Raw genomic sequence first — 17,773 nt, 5'->3', positions numbered from 1 at the left:
TCAGGTCGTTCAGTCGTTCTGGGGGAATCCGAGGTTGATGCCGCCGTGGGTCGCCGGGTCGAGCCAGCGGCTCGTGATCGCCTTCTCCCGAGTGAAGAAGTCGAACCCGTGCACGCCGTATGCCTTGGCGTCGCCGAACAGCGACGCCTTCCATCCGCCGAACGAGTGGTACGCGACCGGCACCGGAATCGGGACGTTGATGCCGATCATGCCGACCTCCACCTCGCTCTGGAACCGGCGGGCCGCGCCGCCGTCGTTGGTGAAGATGGCCGTGCCGTTGCCGAAGGCGCCCGAGTTGATCAGATCGAGCCCGTCTTGGAAGGACGCGACCCTGACCACCGAGAGCACCGGCCCGAAGATCTCCTCCTGATAGGCGCGTGAGGTGGTCGGAATCGCATCGATGAGAGTCGGTCCGAACCAGAACCCGTCCTCGTGCCCGTCGACCGAGCAACCGCGCCCGTCGACGACGATCGTGGCACCGTCCTGCTCGGCGATGTCGACGTATCCCGACACCTTGTCGCGATGCACACCGGTGATCAACGGGCCGAGGTCGGGCTCACCTGCCGAGTCGCCGGCCCCGTTTCCGATCCGCAGTCGACTGATGCGCTCGGAGATCTTCTCGATCAGCTCGTCGGCGACCGGCTCCACGGCCAGCACCACCGAGATCGCCATGCACCGCTCGCCCGCGGCACCGTATCCCGCGTTGACGGCCTGGTCGGCGACCAGATCGAGATCGGCATCCGGCAGCACGAGCATGTGGTTCTTCGCACCGCCGAGCGCTTGGACCCGCTTGCCGTTCTTCGACGCCGTCTCGTAGATGTACTGCGCGATCGGTGTGGAGCCCACGAAGGAGATCGACTTCACATCCGGGCTCTCCAGCAGCCCGTCCACGGCGAGCTTGTCGCCCTGCAGCACCGTGAAGACGCCGTCCGGCAGGCCGGCTTCCTTCCAGAGCCGCGCCATCCACAGTGCGGCAGACGGGTCCTTCTCCGAAGGCTTGAGCACGACCGCGTTGCCGGCGGCGATCGCGATCGGGAAGAACCACATCGGCACCATCACCGGGAAGTTGAACGGGCTGATGACGCCGACCACGCCGAGCGGCTGCTTCAACGAGTACACGTCGATGCCGGTGGAGGCGTTCTCGGTGAAAGCACCCTTGATCAGGTGCGGGAAGCCCGTGGCGAACTCGACGACCTCCTGGCCGCGGAGGATCTCGCCCATCGCGTCGGAGATGACCTTGCCGTGCTCGGCGGTGATGATCTCGGCGAGTTCCTGCTTGCGGGCGTTGAGCAGCTCACGGAACGCGAACAGCACGGTCTGTCGCTTCGCGACCGAGTAACCGCTCCAGATCTGGTAGCCGCGCTTGGCCGAGGCGATCGCGGCGTCGATCTCCGCCTGGTCGGCGAGTGCGACATGCGCACTCACCGAACCGGTGGCGGGGTTGAACACGGGCGCGGTGCGGCCGCTCGTCGAGGCGCTCTCGGCGCCGTCGATCCAGTGGGAGATGACGGGGATGTCTGCGGTGGGGGTCACGTCGGTGATGCCTTTCTGATGTTCTCGGCTGTGGTTCGTCATCGAATGCCGCCGTCGAAGACGCGGTGGTAGAGGCGTTCGATGTCGGATGCCGTCGGCACCCGAGGGTTGTTGCCCGGCGACCCGGAGGCCAGCGCCTGCTCGGCCATGGTGGGGACGAGTGCCGCCCAGTCCGCGCTCGAGACTCCGAACTCCTCCGGGGTCGGGACCGCGAGTTCGGTCGCGAGCGCGCGGAGTTCGTCGACCAGAGCGATGGCGGCATCCGCATCCGCGATGCTGTCGTCGACCAGCCCCAGAGCACGGGCGCAGTCCGCGTAGCGGTCGTCGGCGACGCCGAGCGAGAACTCGGTGACGGCGGCGAAGAGCATCGCATTCGACATGCCGTGACTCACGTGGAAGTGCGCACCGAGCGGACGGCTCATGCCGTGGACGAGCGCGACGCTCGAGTTCGAGAAGGCGATGCCGGCGAGTGTGGCCGCCTCCATCATCGCGGCGCGGGCGTCTCGGTCACCGCCGTCACGATAGGCCGCGCGCAGATTGCGCCCGATGATGGTCATCGCGCGAAGGGCGACAGAGTCGGAGAAGGCGTTCCGATGACGACTGACGTAAGCCTCGACCGCGTGGGTGAGCGCATCGATCCCGGTGTCGGCTGTGAGGCGAGGGGGCATGCTCATGGTCAGCTCGAAGTCGACGATTCCGGCGACCGGGAGGTACGACGGGCCCGCGCACAGCATCTTCTCTCCCGTGTCGCTGTCGGTGATGACGGTGAACCGCGTCGCTTCTGAGCCGGTACCGGCCGTCGTGGGCACGGCGACGACGGGGAGAGCGGGCCCGTCATAGCTGAACGGAGCCTTGAGATCGCGCAGCTGGCCGCCGCGCACGGCGAGCACAGCGAGCGCCTTCGCGGTGTCGATCGGACTCCCGCCGCCCAGTCCGACGAGGACATCCGCCTGGTGCTCCTTCGCGGCTTCGAGTCCACCGCGGAGCGAGATCGTGGTCGGATCCGGCACCACACCCGAGAAGACCGCAGGGTGCAGGCCCGCGTCTCTGAGCAGAGCGGCGACTCGATCGGCCGTGCCGTTGCCGGTGAGGAACCCATCGGTGACGATCAATGGCCGAGCAGAACCGAGGCGCCGCAGCACGTCGGGCAGTTGTGCGAGGGATCCGCCGCCGATGCGGAGATCCGAAGGGACCGCGACCTGGAAAACCATGCTTCACTCCTCCGTACTGTCGCCCGGATGCGGGCACGCCTCAGCGTCTCCTGCAGGACCGCAGGCGTCAATGGCAGTTTCCGCAGGCTGACCTGCAGAAATGCAGTAGCCTGCGGGGATGAACACCGATGATCTCCGCATCCTGCTGGAGCTGTCGCGCACGGGGCGACTCAACGCCGTCGCCGGCCGCATGCAACTCGACGAGACGACCGTGTCACGTCGACTTGCACGGCTCGAGCAGAGCGTGGGCAGCCGGCTCATCGATCGCGGACGACACGGCTGGCAGCTCACGGCGGCCGGCGAGATACTGATCCCCCACGCCGAAGCGATCGAGAACGCTCGGCTCGCCGCGGTCGACGAGCTCTCGACATCTCGGCAGACCTTGAGCGGGGCCATCCGCGTGCTCGCACCGGATGGATTCGGCGTCTACGTCCTGATTCCCGGCCTCGCTGATCTTCGGGACCAGCACCCTGATCTCACACTCGAGATCTCGACGGCGACGAGTCAGGGCGCCGTCACCGCACGCGACTTCGACGTGGCGATCTCACTCGAGCCCTCGAACGTCCCCACCGTGCGTGCCGCACCGCTCGCCGAGTACGAGCTGCGGCTCTACGCCTCCGCCGACTACCTCCGCCGCAACGGCGAACCCTCGAGCACACGGGACGTGATCGACGGACACAGCGTCATCTGGTACATCGATTCGATGCTGGACGTGCGGCCGCTACGACTGCTCGACACGATTCTCGCCGGAGCACACGCTCGCGTGCAGTGCAACAACATCACCGGTCAGGTCCAGGCGGCGATCAACGGGCTGGGCATCGCACCGCTTCCCACATTCATCGGAGAGCGGGAACCGCGCCTCGTCCCCGTTCTGCCGGAGTCGTTCGCCGTGAAGCGCGCCTACTGGATGATCGCTCCGGAGATCGGGCTTCCCCTGCGCCGAGTGCAGGCGACCATCGAGGCCGTGCGCGCCCTCGTCGACAAGCATCCCGACCTCGACCTGCTGCCGCGGGCAGACGGCGCACCCGGATGACTCAGGGATGGATGCGCGCCACGGTGCGCATCGATGCGCCGAGTTCAGTCCTCACCATGCACGCTCGGCGAGCAGCGATCCGGACGTGAACTCCGGCGGGAGCGGTAACTCCCCTGGTCGCCCCTTGCGCGCTGCGTGGATGCCGAGTTCGCGCGCGACCGCAGCGTTGAGCGGTGCCGCCAGGCCGTGCCGTCTGGCGATGAGCGCGACCTCGCCGCTCAGGAAGTCGACTTCGCTCGTCGTCCCCCGAGCGAAACTCTGCCAGGTCGATAGGTGACCCGGCACATGCCCCGGCACGGGATCGACATCAAGACGCGGCGCGTCCCACGCGGCGGGAGCGACCGACAGCCCCGCCTCGGCGAACACGCGTCGGGCTTCACCGGCGAGGGCGTCTTCGGCATACTCCTGCTGTTCGTTGGTCGCTCCGAACACGTCGACGATGTTCCGCAGGTTCGCGATGAGCTTGCGGCGCTTGGCCGCGGCGATGTCCGGCTCGATGATCGCAGCGAAGCCGGCCCGAGTGAACGCACCACGGTGCCGCTCCTCCTCGGCCGGGATCGACCGGGGATACCCGCCGATCCAGGCGACGCCGACGACGGGCCGGCCCGGTGAGACGATCACGCCCGGCTCGAGATGACTCGCGGGAATGCCGACTGAAACGCCGATCACTCTGTCGAACCTCCGCAGCGCGATCTCCTCGCTCGCCAGCCCGTTCTGCAGAGTGAGGATCGGCAGATCTGCCACGACTCCGAGCCCGTCGGCGAGTTCCACCCAGGCGATATCAGCGATGACGCGCTCCACATCCTGGGACTTGACCGCCAGAACGATCGCATCGGACAGACGCGGACGCGCCTCCTGGATCGAACCGACGACATCGACTTCGATCACCTCGTCTCCACCCGGCCGACGAACTCGCACCCCATCCCGCTCGATGACCTCGAGCGCGCGGCCTCGACCGACCAGCGTCACCGGCACGCGGGCGCTGGTCCACTGCGCAGCAAGCAACGCGCCGACTGCGCCGGCGCCGATGACGATGTACCGGCTCACGAGGCGGACCAGCCGTGTGACCACGCGTCGTGGGCGGAGTGCTTCGAGGGGTGCATGGAATCCTGCCGATCGTTGTCGTGCAGTCAGACTACGGACGACCATCCGCGCGCACGGCCGAGTCCACGATCGTGTGACGTCGCGTTTCAACCGGGCCCCGAGCAGAGCATCGCTCGAACCTCGATTTCATCGCCACACGCGCTCGGATAAGCCGCCTGAACAGGACTTCCACTTGCTCTCGCTGCCTCACCTACCCCGGCCGGCGTCGACCGCAGCGCGGGAGGAGCCGCGGCCTGCGTTTCCTTTTGTGTCGATCCTCTACGCCGCCCGATCCACGATCCGCTCGCCGGCCTCGACCCGCACCCGCAACCGGTTCCCCGCGGGAGGAAGGGGGCAGACGTACTGGTCACTGAAAGCGCAGGGCGGGAGGTAGGCGCGGTTGAAATCGACGACCACCGTACCGTCGGAGTCCGGCGCCCCGATCGGCAGGAACCGGAATCGATAGGCGTCGTCGCCGCTGGTGGCGTCGGCGATGACGGCACTGAACCCCGTCGAGCCGCCGGAGACGGTGAGGCGCACGGATTCACCGCCGACCTCGAGAGCGATTTCTCCGACGGCGGTCTCCTCGCGTTCATATCCGTCCACGCTGCGCACGACCCTGGTCTCTCCGGATGCCGCAGGAATGAACACGCCGTCGACCACCCAGTCGTCGTTCGGGGGGAAGGAGAGGATCTCGCGCAGCTCGGATCGACTGGGCGCGTCCGGATCGAAGACCCGCAACGCCAGCGCGCCATCGCGGTCGATCGCGCGGAGACGGAGCTTCCCGACCCGTGCGTCCTCCCCCGGTGACAGCGCCACCTCTTCGGGCTCGGCATCCGGGTCGAGCGGGACGATGCCGACGACCCGCCCGTCACGACCTGCCCAGGAGCCGGGCGCTCCGGGGTAGGAACGATGCTCGGCATCCAGCCAGTGCGTGTGCCTCAGCGAGGCGATCCCGTACTCGCCTGAGACAGAGCGCCAACGGGACTCCCGTTCGGCGTCGAGATCGGTACGACCAGGGGCAGAGGTCATGCTGGTTCCTTTCGGATGACGGCGATCATGCGATCACGGATTCGCGTGAGGCATCGTACTCGGCGACGCGTTCACCCAACGACTTCTGAGCGCGCCGCCATTCGGCATCCAGCAGCGGGTATGCCTGCTCGATGAGCGTCCGAGCCTTTTCAATGGCGACCGGGATCGTGTACCGCCCGGGATGCAGCCCGAGGACGAGTTCGTCCGAGAGCGCGAACGACGGATCGGCCGTGAGGTCGGCGACGAGGTCGTCGACCGTACCCCAGGCCACGTTGTCCGAGATGAGCTCCTCGGCGGGGCTCAGACCTTCGGGCAGCCGGCCGACCGATCGCGCGGACGCGTTCCATTCCCGGGTGGCCTCGGTGAGTTCCGCGAGCGCCTGGGCTGTCGTGTCCGCCGGCCACGCGGACCGCGACAGCACCACATGGGGCGTGCGTTCCGTCCCCCACGAGCGCGTGAACTCCGATCGGTACTCGAGGATGGAGTCGGCCTGGCGCTTCAGGAACACCGGGCGGTTCTCCGGCGTCCGCTCATCGCCGTTCCCGAACCGCTCCAGGATGAATCCATCACCGAGTTGCGCCGCGCGTCGGATCGTCGACCACGTCGATGTGCCGTGGTAGATCCGTCCGCGCAGGTCGTGGTTCGGCGGATGGATGCGCGCCTGAGAATCGGGAATCTGCTCCCCGCGGAGCGCCCAGTGCAACTGCTCGACCTTGGTCAGGTAGTCGTTCTCGCGCTCACTCCCCCACCGCGCGAAGACGTGATATCCCGTCGAGGGAACACCCTTCCCGAGGCCGAGCTGCAGACGACCTCCCGACAGGTGATCGAGCACCGAGACCTCCTCCGCGAGGCGCACCGGGTCGTCGACGATGATCGGGACCACAGCGGTGCCGAGTGTGATCGTGGAGGTCAATGCGGCCGCGGCCCCGTAGAACGCGAACGGGCTGGGAAGGTTCGCCCATCCGGAGTGGAAGTGGCGCGTCGCGACCCACGCGCTGTCGTACCCGAGCTTCTCGAGCTCCTGGATGAACCGGAGATTCTCCGCGTACACCCGTTCGAGATCGTCGGTGTGGTCGAGGTGAGTGATGAACCCGAGTCTCAGATGACGATCCGCGGCGGGCTGCACCGGCAGATGAGTGCGGGGAAGTTCTTGAGTCATGACGGATCCTTCTAGGCCGATGCGGCCAGGTCGACGGTGGGTGCAGAGCTGACCGCCTGCAGCCCGGGGAGCTCATCGGCGAAGAGCTCGATGGCCTTGAGGACATTGGCGTGCGAGACGCCGGGCCCCTGGAACTGGATCGCGGTCTGTTCGGTGCCGTCGAACTGCGCCGTCCAGTCCCAGAACTTCTCCGCGACATCTCCCGCGGTGCCGATCGCGAAGCTGAGCTGTTCGGCGATCTCGTCGAACTGCGCGCTGTCCGGTCCGCCGCGCCAATCGACCTTGAGATAGATACGCGCGTATTCGCGGAGGAACTCCACGGAATCGCGCCGGGCCTGCTCACGAGTCGCGGCGACCAGGCCGCTGCGGAGGTGGATCACCTCGCCGGACTCCCCTGTCACGGCCCGATAGTCGCGGTTGATGCGCAGGCGCTCCTCAAGGGGAAGCGGCCGCGGAATCATCAGACGGTACCCGTGCTTCTCCGCGAGCGGGATCGCATTGCGCCCCGCGGCGGCCCAGATGAGATCACGCGCGCTCCTGCCGGCCGGCGGAGAGACGATCACGTCGGTGAAGTCGTAGAACTCGCCGTGGAAGTTCACCGCGCCGATGTCGATCGCCTGTCGGAGGATCTCGAAGACTTCCGCAGCACGTGCCGAGGACTCCGCCCGAGTCACCCCCCACACCGAGAGGAATCGGTCGTCGCCCACCCCGGAGCCCACACCGAGGTCGAGGCGCCCACCGGAGAGCGCGTCGAGCAGCAGCGCCGACTCGGCGAGCCGGATCGGATGATAGAACGGCGCGCACACGATCGAGGTGCCGAGCCTGATCCGGCTGGTGACGCCGCTGAGACGGGCGAGCAGCAAGAGCGGATCAGGGATCTCGCCGCGCATGTCGAGATGGTGCTCCGTCACCCACACGCCGTTGTATCCGAGCTGGTCGCCGAGCACGACCTGCTCCTCGATGTCGCGGTACAGTTCGGCAGCCGATTGCCCTGGTGAGGTGTCGCCGTAGTAGAAGAGATCAATCCTGGGCATCGAGGATCCTTTCGGGGGTGGCCTCCCGCGGCGGGAGGGTGGGAAGAGATGCGAGAAGCTGCTGGGTGTACGGATGCCGCGGTGCGGTGAAGACCTCGTGGACGTCGCCCTGCTCGACCACGCGCCCGTCCTTCATGACGAGGACGCGATCAGCGATGTGATGGATGACGCCGAGGTCGTGGGAGATGAACAGCAGCGCCACGCCGGTGCGGTCGCGGAGCTCGACGAGCAGGTCGAGGACCTGCGCCTGAACCGAGACATCGAGCGCGGATACCGCCTCATCGCAGACGATCACCTCTGGCCGGGTCGCGAGGGCACGCGCGATCGCGACCCGCTGTCGCTGGCCGCCGGAGAGCGATGACGGTCGGCGCCCTGTCACATCCGCCGTCAGGCCGACGGATTCCAGCAGTCGCCCGACTTCGCCGGCGCGCTCCGCGCGGGGAACGCCGACACGGGCGAGCGCCTCGGCGATGATCACGCCCACGCGCTGTCGGGGATCGAACGAGCCCAGCGGATCCTGCGAGATGTGCTGAATGCGAGGTCGCCGCATCCGCCGCTTCTGCTCGGGGATTCCGGACCACGCCTCGCCGAGGAATTCCACGGAGCCGGAGTCCGGCTCTGCCAGGCCCAGGACGACGCGGGCTGCCGTCGACTTTCCCGACCCCGACTCCCCGACGATGCCGACGATCTCCGACCGATGAAGCGCGAACGACACCTCCTCGAGGGCGACCGTGTCCTCTCCTCCCGGCGCACGATACGTCTTGCGAAGGCGGTCGGCACGCACGACGACGGGCGCCGAGCCCACGACGGCGGGAGTGGCGTCGTCCTGTCCCGTCCGCTCGCGATCGTCGGACAGCCGTCGCCCGCGCGAGCCCGACCCAGGGACCGCATCGAGCAGCTGTCGCGTGTACTCGTGACGAGGCGCGGTCAGCACCCTCCTCGTCGGCCCCTCTTCGACCACGACTCCGTCGCGCATCACCAGAACACGGTCGGCGATCTGGGCGACGACGGCGAGATCGTGGCTGATGACCAGCAGAGCGGTGCCTCGGGATCTGAGGTCGGCGAGCAGGTCGAGGATCTGCGCCTGGACGGTCACATCGAGCGCCGTGGTCGGTTCGTCGGCGACGATGAGCTCCGGTGCGCCGGCGAGCGCCGATGCGATGAGCGCCCGCTGACGCAATCCTCCGGAGAGCTCGTGCGGGTACTGGCGAGCGCGGACATCCGGACGGGGGATGCCGACGCTGGTCAGCAACTCGCGCACCCGGAACCTGTGCTGCCCTCGCGTGAGGAGACGGTGCACCGCGAGCGGTTCAGCGACCTCCGCCCCGATCCGGCGAAGGGGATCGAGCGAGCTCAGCGCGTCCTGGAGCACCAGTCCGATTCGTCGACCCCGGATGCCGCGCCACTGGCGTTCGGTGAAACGGCGGAGATCGGCATCCGCCCAGCTCAGCCGCTCGGCGTTCACGGCGGCGCCGGCTCCGGCGACGCCGAGCAGCGCCCGCGCGGTGACGCTCTTGCCCGACCCTGACTCCCCGACGATGGCGACGGACTCGCCGGCGCGGATGTCGAAGGACACTCCGCGCACGGCACGGACCGGCACCCGACCGCCGTGGAAGGTGACCGTGAGGTCGCGGACGCTGAGCAGAGGCGTTCCCTGGGCGACCGGCTGCGCATCGGCGTCCGATGTCGAGAGCACCGGCCGGCTGAGGACGTCGGTCATCGCCGACCTCCCAACGGGCTGACGAATCGTCGCTGCAACCAGCGTCCGATCACCGTCACCGAGATCACTGTCGCGGCGAGGAAGATTCCCGGCCACAGGGCGAGCCACGGTGCGAGCGAGAGGTAGTTGCGACTGTCTGAGAGCATGAGTCCCCATTCCGGGGTCGGCGGCTGGGCGCCGAGGCCGACGAAGCTGAGCGCGGAGCCGAAGATGATGGCAGTGCCCACGCCGATCGTGGCCAGCACGAGCACCGGCCCGATCGAATTGGGCAGCACGTGGCGCCAGGCGATCAGAGCGGGGCGCTGTCCGAGCGTGACAGCCGACTCGGCGTAGCCGGATGAGCGCACCTGGAGCACCTGCGACCGCAGGACCCGTGCGTAGCTGGGAATGGATCCGATGCCGATCGCGATCAGCAGCGTCGAGAATCCGGTGCCCAGCACCGCAACCGCGATGATCGCGAGGAGCATCTCGGGGAAGGCGTAGAGGACGTCGATGATCCGAGAGAGCACGCGGTCGCCCCAGCCCCGCGAGAGACCGGCGAGCAGTCCGAGGGCGAGCCCGGCGATCAGCCCGATGACGGTGGCCCCGAATCCCATCCCGAGACTCAGTCGTGCTCCGTGGATCACGCGGGCGAACTGATCGCGTCCGAGCTGGTCGGTGCCGAACGGGTGCGCGGCGCCCGGGGGCTGGAATGCCGCCAGCGGGTCGGTCCGCAGCGGATCGGTGTCGGTGAACAGGGCAGGCGTGATCGCCATCACGATCAGCAGGATCAGGATGCCTGCGGCGAGGACCATGCCGACCGGAACATCCGTACGCAGGAGTCGCGCCTGCGCGCGAGGCAGGGGCACGTCGAGAGTCACCATGCTCCCACCAGCCCCTTCTGGGTACGGGTGCGGGGATCGACGATCAGTGCGAGCAGGTCGACGACGGTGTTCACGACCACGAATACGATCGCCGAGAAGATGACGACCCCCATGATCACCGGAGCATCCTTCGACATCACGGCGTTGAGCAGCACGCGGCCGATCCCCGGCCTGGAGAAGAGCGTCTCGATGACGGTGGTGCCCACCAGGAGCGACCCGACGATCGCACCGGAGACGGTGAGTGCCGGGATCACCGAGTGTCGAAGCCCGTGCCGGACCCGCACCCGCGCGGCGCTCGCTCCGCGGGTACGGGCTGTGAGCGCGTGCGGCTGTTCCAGGGTCTCGTCGAGGCGCTCTCGCAGGATCTGCCCCAAGACGCCGGCGAGGGGCAGCGCCAGTGTGACCGCGGGCAGTACGAGCGAGCCGAAGCCGTCCGCTCCGGTCGACGGGAACAGGGGAATCGCGAAGGCGAAGACGCTCAGCAGGATGAGTCCGATCCAGAACGAGGGCACGGCGATGGCGACGAGCTCGATGCCCTGGGCCAGGAAACGCGCTCCGCGTCCACGGCCGGCCGAGATCAGTGCACCGACGAGGGCGAAGCCGATCGCCAGCACCATCGCGAATGCGGTGAGCGCCGCCGTCGGCGGCAGCGCCGTGCCGATGATCTCGTTGACCGATGCGCGCTGCTGGTAGCTGACGCCGAGATCGCCGACGAGCAGCCCACCGAGGTAGCGGATGTACTGCAGCCACACGGGCTGGTCGAGCCCGTACGCGACGGCGACATCCCGACGCATCTCGGGGGTGATCTCGAACGTGCCGCGAAGGAGGGTGTCCACCGGGTTGCCCGGCATCATCTGCAGGGTGAGGAACGAGAGCGTTGCTGCCGCGACCATGACCAGCGCAATGTCGATCGCTCGTGCGCGTGCGAATCGGAGCGCGACGACGGCACTCGGCCGGCGGGCGGGCGACGGGGTGGCGTCGTCCACCGGACGCACCTCGATCAGAGTGTCAGACATGTGCCCTGGCCCTTCGTCGGTGGAAAGTGAGTGCGGGCGGGGCGATGGCAGCCCCCGCCCGCACGGGTGTCAATCGGCGATCTGCACGTCGTAGAACGCAGTCGGGTATCCGACCGGATCGAACGCGATTCCCGACACCGAGTCCTTCGATGCGACCAGGAACGACTGGATGTAGATCGGGATGATCGACACCTGTTCGTTCACCCGCTGCTGGATGAGGCGATACAGCTCGGCGCGACGTTCCGGATCAGCGGACGAAGCCGCTTCGGGCACCCACGCGGCGAGGTCGTCGTCGCCGTAGCGGGAGTAGTTGATCCCGTTCGGGGCGATGCCCTTCGGGTTGGTCGCGGATCCGAACACCGCAGCATCAGACTGCCCCCACGATTCCGCGACGATCTCATAGTCGCTCGCCGCGACCCGCTCGAGGTATGCCGACGTGTCGAGTTGCTCGATGGTGATCTCGATACCGGATTCACGGGCCTGCGCCTGGACTGCCTCAGCGACCACGTCGCGCTGATCGCGAATGTCGCTCGCGTCGCTGATCCAGCGCAGCACCAGACGCTCGCCGCCCTTGGTCAGGTAGCCGTCGCTGTCGGTCTCGGTGTATCCGGCCTCCGCCAGAAGCGCAGTGGCCGCGTCCGAGTCGAACTCGTAGCTGCCCTCGATCTCCGCGTTGTAGGCGCCCTCTGGTGCCGTCGTCGGCGCCAGAGGCGTCCATGCGCGGTCGTATCGCCCCTTGTAGATCGTCTCGACGAGTGCATCCCAGTCGACGGCCGTGCGCAGCGCTTCTCGCACCCGCACGTCCGCTGTCGGGCCGTCCGTCGTGTTCAAAGGCGCGACGAACGGGACTCCGGTTGCGGGGGCGCTCGCGAGGGCGAACCCTGCTTCCTCGACGGCATCGGCGTTCAGCGGAGGCAGGCTGGAGATCGCATCCGCAGAGCCGCTGGTGAGCGCACCGATGCGGACCTGCGCCTCGGGGACGAACTGGATCTCGACCTCCTCGAGGTAGGCAGGGCCCGTGTGCTCGGCGAACTCGGGACCCCACTCGTAGTCGTCGTTGCGCTCGAAGATGAGCTTCGCGCCTTGGTCGTATTCGACCGGCACGAACGGGCCCGTTCCGACGAGCGCAAGCGGGTCGGCGCAGCGGTCGCCGTCGTCGTACTTCTCGAGTGACGCGAGCGAGAAGATCGGGTAGTCGGGGTTCGAGAGCTGCTGCAGGATGTTCGCGGTCGGCTGCGTGAGGGTGAGCTCCCACGTGAGATCGTCGATCGCCCGCGAGGATGCGTACCAGCGTGGTGCGCTCAAAGTGCTGCCGTCGGCGATGAACCGGTCGAAGCTCGCCTGTACGGCATCCGCCGTCAACTGCTCGCCATCATGGAAGGTGACGTCGTCGCGCAGCGTGAAGGTCCACACCGTGCCGTCTTCGTTCGATTCCCACTCGGTCGCAAGGCCCGGGGAGAAGGCTCCCGAGGCGTCCTGCCGAACGAGCGGATCGATGATCTGTCGGATCACGTTGTAGTTCGCGAGATTCTTGTACGCGGCGGTGTCGAAGCAGGTCGGCTCGAGGTCGCTGAGGTAGACGAAGCGACGGGATGCTTCGTCGGAAGGTGACGTGCTGGTTCCACCCCCGGCACACGAGGTGAGAAGCAGCACCACCGGCAGCGCGGCAGCGAGAGTGATTCGGCGTTTCATGGGTTCTCCTGGGGAGTGCTGTGAGGGTATGGGTGTCGGGTGATCAGCGAGTCTGGAAGGCGGGAACGGGGTCGCGGTTCGCCGCCCACGCATCGAGTCGGCCGAGGACTCCAGCGGGCAGCTCGACGCGGAGCGCCTCCACGTTGTCGTGGAGGTGCACAATTCGGCCGGTGCCCACCAACGGCAGCGATGCGCGGGAGCTGTGCAGGATCCACGCGAGGAGAAGCGTCGCCGCCGATAGGCGCGCCTCGGCGGCGAGCGCAACGATCGCCGGGTCGTCGAGAAGCGTGCGTCCGTGCCCCAGGCTCCAGAAGGAGACGAAGGGAATGCCGGCGTCTTCTGCCGCGGCGAGGACGTCGCCGGATCCTCGGCTGACCACGTTGTAGTGGTTCTGCACTGCAGCGATCGGGGCGATCTGCTGCGCCGCGTGCAGCTGCGAGAGAGTGACGGCGCTCAAGCCGATGTGCTCGATGACGCCTTCGTCGCGGAGCTCGAGAAGTGCGCCGACCTGATCCTCGAGGGGGTAGGTCGGATCGATGCGGTGGAGGTAGAAGAGCGGGATCGAGTCCAACCGCAGCCGCAGGGCTGACGCGTGCGCTTGCTGTCGCAGGTACGCGGGCTGGCCGAGCGCACTCCACCCCGTCGGGCCCGTGCGCAGCATCCCGGCCTTGGTCGCGATCACGACGTCCCGCGGATACGGCCACAATGCCTCCGCGATGACCGCCTCGCTGACATCGGGCCCAAGGCTGTCTGCCGTGTCGATGTAGCGGATGCCGGCATCGACGGCGCCGCGCACGAGTGCGATCGCGGCACGGCGGTCGACCGGTGCTCCCCAGCCGCCTGGGCCCGCGAGGTGGAGCGCGCCGAAGCCGAGGCGCGGCACCTCGCGGCCGGCGAGGCTCACGCTCGCCGCCGGTGCGGGGCGGAGCGTGCTGCTGGGAGTCGGGGTCATGATCTCTCCTGGTGGGGGTCCACGGCGCCTCGTGGGAAGCGGCGTGACGCCGGCGAATCGGGCGGGTCACCTCAGAATCAGAGGCCCGGAGGTGACCGCCAAATCGCTGCAGCGCGGGGGCGTCATGCGGGTTAATGGAGGCGACACCGAAGGTCATAAAGACACGCCTGAAGAAACAATCACGATCGGGACCGCCGGCAGGATTCGCCGGCGGTTAGCGTTCCGACCATGACCCGTATCTCGCGCAGCGACTCCATCCGCGCGCCGCACAATGCAGCGAGCCTCGCCGCTGACGACTTCAAGTCCGTGTTCCGCGGCCACCCCGGCGGCGTCGCCGTCATCACTGCCGACCCTGGCTCCGGACCGGTGGCGTTGACCGCGACGTCGGTCGCATCGGTCAGCGCCGATCCCCCGTTGCTGGTGTTCTCGTTGTCTTCACAGTCTTCGGCGACGGCGGCGATCTCCGCATCCGCCTCGATCGTGGTGCACCTGCTCGACGAGCACGATGTCGATCTTGCGAAGCGGGGTGCGACCAGCGGTGTGGACCGTTTCGCCGACACGACCGCCTGGGCCCGACTCGCGACTGGCGAGCCGGTCTTCCCCGGTGTGCGGGCCTGGGTGCGCTGCGCGATTGTGAATCGGATGGATGCGGGTGGATCCACGGTGATCACGGCGTTGGCGCTGCAGCACCATCTCGCTCGCGATGCGGACTCCGCTGACGGCGGCGGCGCGCTGGTCTATCACAACCGCACCTGGCACCGACTCGGAGAGCACTCGACGCTGCGTTGACCCGCCGGCGAAGCGACTCAGGTCAGGTTCAGTACTTCGCGGAGCTTGGCCGCGAAGGCCTCGGGCTGGCCGGCGTAGCCGAACTCGCCACCCATGAAGCCTCCGTGGTGGCTGGGGAAGACCGTCGCCTCCTGGCCGAGCTGTTCAGCCAGGGCGATCGCAGTCCGACCCGTGTAGACCTTCAGTGACTCCTCACCGACGCCGACGACGATGCGGGTCGGCGCCGCCTTCAGGGCCTCGAGGTCTGGCTCATAGAGGCACACTGCCCAGGACCGGTCCGACAGCAGCGGGTCCCCCCGCGTGCCGTCGTCTTCGGTCGGCATCCCGAATGCGGCCGGGTCCGGCGCCGGCTGAGCGAGGTACTCGTCGGTGATCTCGCCCTCCCACGAGGTCATCGCGATGAACGCTGCCATCCCGGCGCCCCAGCCCCTGTCCTGATACACCTGGGTGTAGGCCGCTCGAGCTCGCTGGACAGCTTCCGCATCCGGCAGCACGCAGTCGATCGGCGGTTCGTGCGCGACCAGGGTCGATATGTCGTGCGGGTATGCCGTGACCAAAGCGAGCGCGGTCACCGCCCCGCCGCTGCTGGCGAGCATGTCTACAGGTCCGGAATTGAGCGCCTCGATGATCGCGTGAACGTCCTCGGCCTGAGTCTCCGGCCGGTTCGTGACTTCGCCATCCTTCCGCGTGCTCCGACCCAGTCCGCGCGGGTCGTAGGTCACGACGGTGCGATCCTCGAACAGCTTCACCTGGGCCTGGAAACCGCTCGCGTCCATCGGCTGGCCGATCATGACCAGCGGCGGACGGCCATCCACGGTCGGCAGTGGTCCGTGGACGTCGTAGACGAGGTCGACCTCTGGTAGCTCGAGCGTGTGCTGCGTCATCGACGGACTCCTCCATGGTGAGCGATCTCATTGGATCGTATGGCGCGGCATCCGTAGGGCGCTAGCTGCTTTCGGATGCCACTGCTACCGATGCACGGGCAGGTCGTCCGATCCGTTCGGGCGTCGCCTCCGAACAACCAGGGAACACCCCGGTGGACAGGAGACGATCATGGCCCAGCGCCGCAGCGGAAGACGATTCATCGCGTGGGCTGCCCTCGCGGGCGTGATCGGCGGCGCCGTCTTCTTGGCGACCGCCGAGCTGTTCGCACTGCTCTTCGCGCGCGCGGCCAGTCCGATCCTGGCGGTGGGCGGCTTCGTGATCGACATCGTGCCGCAGCCGTTCAAGGAGTTCGCGATCGCCACGTTCGGCGAGTACGACAAGATCGCCCTGCTGGCGGGGCTCGGCCTCGCCGTGGTCATCGCCTCGGCGATCGCCGGCGTGCTGCAATGGGTGCGCCCGCCGCTCGGCGTCGTCGCACTGATCATCGCGGGTGTACTGTCGACCGCTGCGATCGTCACCCGCGCCGGCGTGACGCCGCTCGCATTCGTACCGCCCCTCCTCGGAACGATCGCCGGCGCGCTCATCCTCATCCTGCTCATCGGTCGCCTGCGCACATGGCGGGACACGGCGCTCGGGGAGCGGTCGGACGACATTCTGACCGACGCAGTACCCGAGAACCCAGCCGCCCCGAAGGGCTTCGACCGCCGCCGCTTCTTCATACTCGCCGCGATCTCGGGAGCATCCGCCGTCATCGTCGGCATCACGGCGCGCACCGTGAGCATGGCGGTGGGGTCGGTCGATTCGATCCGCAGCGCTCTCAGACTCCCGGCCGCGCGCACGAAGGTGACGGTTCCGAAGGGGGCAGAACTCGACATCGAGGGCCTGAGCACCCTCTTCACGCCGAACAAGGACTTCTACCGCGTCGACACCGCCCTCACAGTTCCGACGATCGATCCAGAGACCTGGCGTCTCGTGATCGACGGGATGGTCGACCAGCGCATCGAGATGTCGTTCCAGGACATCCTCGACATGGGTCTCGACGAATACGCGATCACCCTGACCTGCGTCTCGAACGAGGTCGGCGGCGAGCTCGTGGGTAACGCGATGTGGCTCGGCGTGCCGTTGCGCGACGTGCTGAAGAAGGCCGGCGTGAAGGCCGGCGCCGACATGGTGCTGTCGCGCAGCGTCGATGGATACACCGCGAGCACACCGCTCGCGGCCTTGACCGACGAGGACCTCGACGCGATCCTGGCGGTCGGTATGAACGGCGAACCGCTCCCGCTCGAGCATGGCTTCCCGGTGCGCATGGTCGTACCAGGACTCTACGGCTACGTGTCGGCGACGAAGTGGCTGACCGAGCTCAAGGTCACCACCTTCGCCGACGACGAGGCCTACTGGACTCCGCGCGGGTACAGCGCAGAGGCGCCCATCAAGTTCTCGTCCCGGCTCGACACCCCCAGCATCGGCCAGGCCGTTCCGGCGGGCACCATCCCCCTTGCCGGCGTGGCCTGGGCGCAGTCCGTGGGGATCGAGCGCGTGGAGGTGCGCATCGACGACGGCGAGTGGATGCCCGCCACCATGTCGACGCCCATCAACGACGACACGTGGGTGCAGTGGTTCATGGAGTGGGACGCGACTCCCGGCACGCACTACGTCGCCGTCCGCGCGGTGAACAAGAACGGCGACCTCCAGATCGAGGAACGCGCACCGATCGCTCCCGACGGATCGTCGGGCTGGCAGCGCTCGCTCATCCGCGTCACCTGATCCGAGT

General features: G+C 67.8%; 15 protein-coding genes. 3 read left to right on the top strand and 12 right to left on the bottom strand.

What is annotated here, in order from left to right:
* Nucleotides 1-9: 9 nt before the first annotated feature.
* Both LTA6_RS09950 and LTA6_RS09945 read right to left on the bottom strand, forming a co-directional pair.
* Complete coding sequence (locus LTA6_RS09950) at nt 10-1,575, bottom strand: CoA-acylating methylmalonate-semialdehyde dehydrogenase (protein WP_407357746.1); 1,566 nt, start codon at nt 1,573-1,575, stop codon at nt 10-12.
* Nucleotides 1,572-2,744, bottom strand: coding sequence for an iron-containing alcohol dehydrogenase (locus LTA6_RS09945; RefSeq protein ID WP_407357745.1), 1,173 nt, complete (start codon nt 2,742-2,744; stop codon nt 1,572-1,574). The genes LTA6_RS09950 and LTA6_RS09945 overlap by 4 nt, the downstream gene beginning before the upstream one ends.
* A gap of 118 nt (nt 2,745-2,862) precedes the next feature.
* Here LTA6_RS09945 and LTA6_RS09940 point away from each other — a divergent pair, with 118 nt between their 5' ends.
* A complete protein-coding gene (locus tag LTA6_RS09940) occupies nt 2,863-3,777 on the top strand; it encodes a LysR family transcriptional regulator (RefSeq protein WP_407357744.1) in 915 nt (304 codons plus the stop codon).
* 51 nt (nt 3,778-3,828) lie between these two features.
* Here the strand turns inward: LTA6_RS09940 and LTA6_RS09935 are convergent, their stop codons facing one another.
* The 9 genes from LTA6_RS09935 to LTA6_RS09895 form a co-directional block, all read right to left on the bottom strand.
* Nucleotides 3,829-4,848 (bottom strand): ketopantoate reductase family protein, encoded by a 1,020-nt coding sequence (locus tag LTA6_RS09935; protein ID WP_407357743.1) that lies wholly within the window; start codon nt 4,846-4,848, stop codon nt 3,829-3,831.
* Nucleotides 4,849-5,139: 291 nt separating this feature from the next.
* Nucleotides 5,140-5,892, bottom strand: a complete 753-nt coding sequence (locus LTA6_RS09930) for a DUF1684 domain-containing protein (protein WP_407357742.1) — start codon at nt 5,890-5,892, stop codon at nt 5,140-5,142.
* A gap of 25 nt (nt 5,893-5,917) precedes the next feature.
* Nucleotides 5,918-7,051 carry an LLM class flavin-dependent oxidoreductase gene (locus tag LTA6_RS09925; protein ID WP_341977999.1) on the bottom strand — a complete coding sequence of 378 codons (1,134 nt, stop codon included), beginning with the start codon at nt 7,049-7,051 and terminating at the stop codon, nt 5,918-5,920.
* A gap of 11 nt (nt 7,052-7,062) precedes the next feature.
* Nucleotides 7,063-8,085: an LLM class flavin-dependent oxidoreductase gene (locus LTA6_RS09920; RefSeq protein WP_407357741.1), complete on the bottom strand. Its 1,023-nt coding sequence runs from the start codon at nt 8,083-8,085 to the stop codon at nt 7,063-7,065.
* Complete coding sequence (locus LTA6_RS09915) at nt 8,072-9,805, bottom strand: dipeptide ABC transporter ATP-binding protein (protein WP_407357740.1); 1,734 nt, start codon at nt 9,803-9,805, stop codon at nt 8,072-8,074. The genes LTA6_RS09920 and LTA6_RS09915 overlap by 14 nt, the downstream gene beginning before the upstream one ends.
* Nucleotides 9,802-10,668: an ABC transporter permease gene (locus tag LTA6_RS09910; protein ID WP_407357739.1), complete on the bottom strand. Its 867-nt coding sequence runs from the start codon at nt 10,666-10,668 to the stop codon at nt 9,802-9,804. Before LTA6_RS09910 ends, LTA6_RS09915 begins: the two co-directional genes overlap by 4 nt.
* Nucleotides 10,662-11,684, bottom strand: coding sequence for an ABC transporter permease (locus LTA6_RS09905; protein WP_407357738.1), 1,023 nt, complete (start codon nt 11,682-11,684; stop codon nt 10,662-10,664). Before LTA6_RS09905 ends, LTA6_RS09910 begins: the two co-directional genes overlap by 7 nt.
* A gap of 69 nt (nt 11,685-11,753) precedes the next feature.
* Nucleotides 11,754-13,376 carry an ABC transporter substrate-binding protein gene (locus tag LTA6_RS09900; protein WP_341977989.1) on the bottom strand — a complete coding sequence of 541 codons (1,623 nt, stop codon included), beginning with the start codon at nt 13,374-13,376 and terminating at the stop codon, nt 11,754-11,756.
* Between the two features lie 43 nt (nt 13,377-13,419).
* Nucleotides 13,420-14,328, bottom strand: coding sequence for an aldo/keto reductase (locus LTA6_RS09895; protein ID WP_341977987.1), 909 nt, complete (start codon nt 14,326-14,328; stop codon nt 13,420-13,422).
* Between the two features lie 228 nt (nt 14,329-14,556).
* On the opposite strand from LTA6_RS09895, the gene LTA6_RS09890 reads away from it, so the two are divergent.
* Nucleotides 14,557-15,117 carry a flavin reductase family protein gene (locus tag LTA6_RS09890; protein ID WP_341977985.1) on the top strand — a complete coding sequence of 187 codons (561 nt, stop codon included), beginning with the start codon at nt 14,557-14,559 and terminating at the stop codon, nt 15,115-15,117.
* 17 nt (nt 15,118-15,134) lie between these two features.
* On the opposite strand, the gene LTA6_RS09885 is transcribed toward LTA6_RS09890, so the two are convergent.
* Nucleotides 15,135-16,001 carry an alpha/beta fold hydrolase gene (locus tag LTA6_RS09885; protein ID WP_407357737.1) on the bottom strand — a complete coding sequence of 289 codons (867 nt, stop codon included), beginning with the start codon at nt 15,999-16,001 and terminating at the stop codon, nt 15,135-15,137.
* Between the two features lie 169 nt (nt 16,002-16,170).
* On the opposite strand from LTA6_RS09885, the gene LTA6_RS09880 reads away from it, so the two are divergent.
* A complete protein-coding gene (locus LTA6_RS09880) occupies nt 16,171-17,766 on the top strand; it encodes a molybdopterin-dependent oxidoreductase (protein WP_341977981.1) in 1,596 nt (531 codons plus the stop codon).
* The last annotated feature ends 7 nt before the right edge of the window (nt 17,767-17,773 follow it).

It is taken from the genome of Microbacterium sp. LTA6 (assembly GCF_045690355.1).
Taxonomy (GTDB): domain Bacteria; phylum Actinomycetota; class Actinomycetes; order Actinomycetales; family Microbacteriaceae; genus Microbacterium.
This window is presented reverse-complemented; position numbering and strand designations above follow the sequence as displayed.

Bases quoted from the DNA above. Each gene is read 5' to 3' on its own strand.
- LTA6_RS09885 (WP_407357737.1), bottom strand. From the start codon at position 16,001: ATGACGCAGCACACGCTCGAGCTACCAGAGGTCGACCTCGTCTACGAC.
- LTA6_RS09945 (WP_407357745.1), bottom strand. From the start codon at position 2,744: ATGGTTTTCCAGGTCGCGGTCCCTTCGGATCTCCGCATCGGCGGCGGA.
- LTA6_RS09925 (WP_341977999.1), bottom strand. From the start codon at position 7,051: ATGACTCAAGAACTTCCCCGCACTCATCTGCCGGTGCAGCCCGCCGCG.
- LTA6_RS09940 (WP_407357744.1), top strand. From the start codon at position 2,863: ATGAACACCGATGATCTCCGCATCCTGCTGGAGCTGTCGCGCACGGGG.
- LTA6_RS09895 (WP_341977987.1), bottom strand. From the start codon at position 14,328: ATGACCCCGACTCCCAGCAGCACGCTCCGCCCCGCACCGGCGGCGAGC.
- LTA6_RS09930 (WP_407357742.1), bottom strand. From the start codon at position 5,892: ATGACCTCTGCCCCTGGTCGTACCGATCTCGACGCCGAACGGGAGTCC.
- LTA6_RS09880 (WP_341977981.1), top strand. From the start codon at position 16,171: ATGGCCCAGCGCCGCAGCGGAAGACGATTCATCGCGTGGGCTGCCCTC.
- LTA6_RS09905 (WP_407357738.1), bottom strand. From the start codon at position 11,684: ATGTCTGACACTCTGATCGAGGTGCGTCCGGTGGACGACGCCACCCCG.
- LTA6_RS09910 (WP_407357739.1), bottom strand. From the start codon at position 10,668: ATGGTGACTCTCGACGTGCCCCTGCCTCGCGCGCAGGCGCGACTCCTG.
- LTA6_RS09920 (WP_407357741.1), bottom strand. From the start codon at position 8,085: ATGCCCAGGATTGATCTCTTCTACTACGGCGACACCTCACCAGGGCAA.
- LTA6_RS09915 (WP_407357740.1), bottom strand. From the start codon at position 9,805: ATGACCGACGTCCTCAGCCGGCCGGTGCTCTCGACATCGGACGCCGAT.
- LTA6_RS09890 (WP_341977985.1), top strand. From the start codon at position 14,557: ATGACCCGTATCTCGCGCAGCGACTCCATCCGCGCGCCGCACAATGCA.
- LTA6_RS09950 (WP_407357746.1), bottom strand. From the start codon at position 1,575: ATGACGAACCACAGCCGAGAACATCAGAAAGGCATCACCGACGTGACC.
- LTA6_RS09900 (WP_341977989.1), bottom strand. From the start codon at position 13,376: ATGAAACGCCGAATCACTCTCGCTGCCGCGCTGCCGGTGGTGCTGCTT.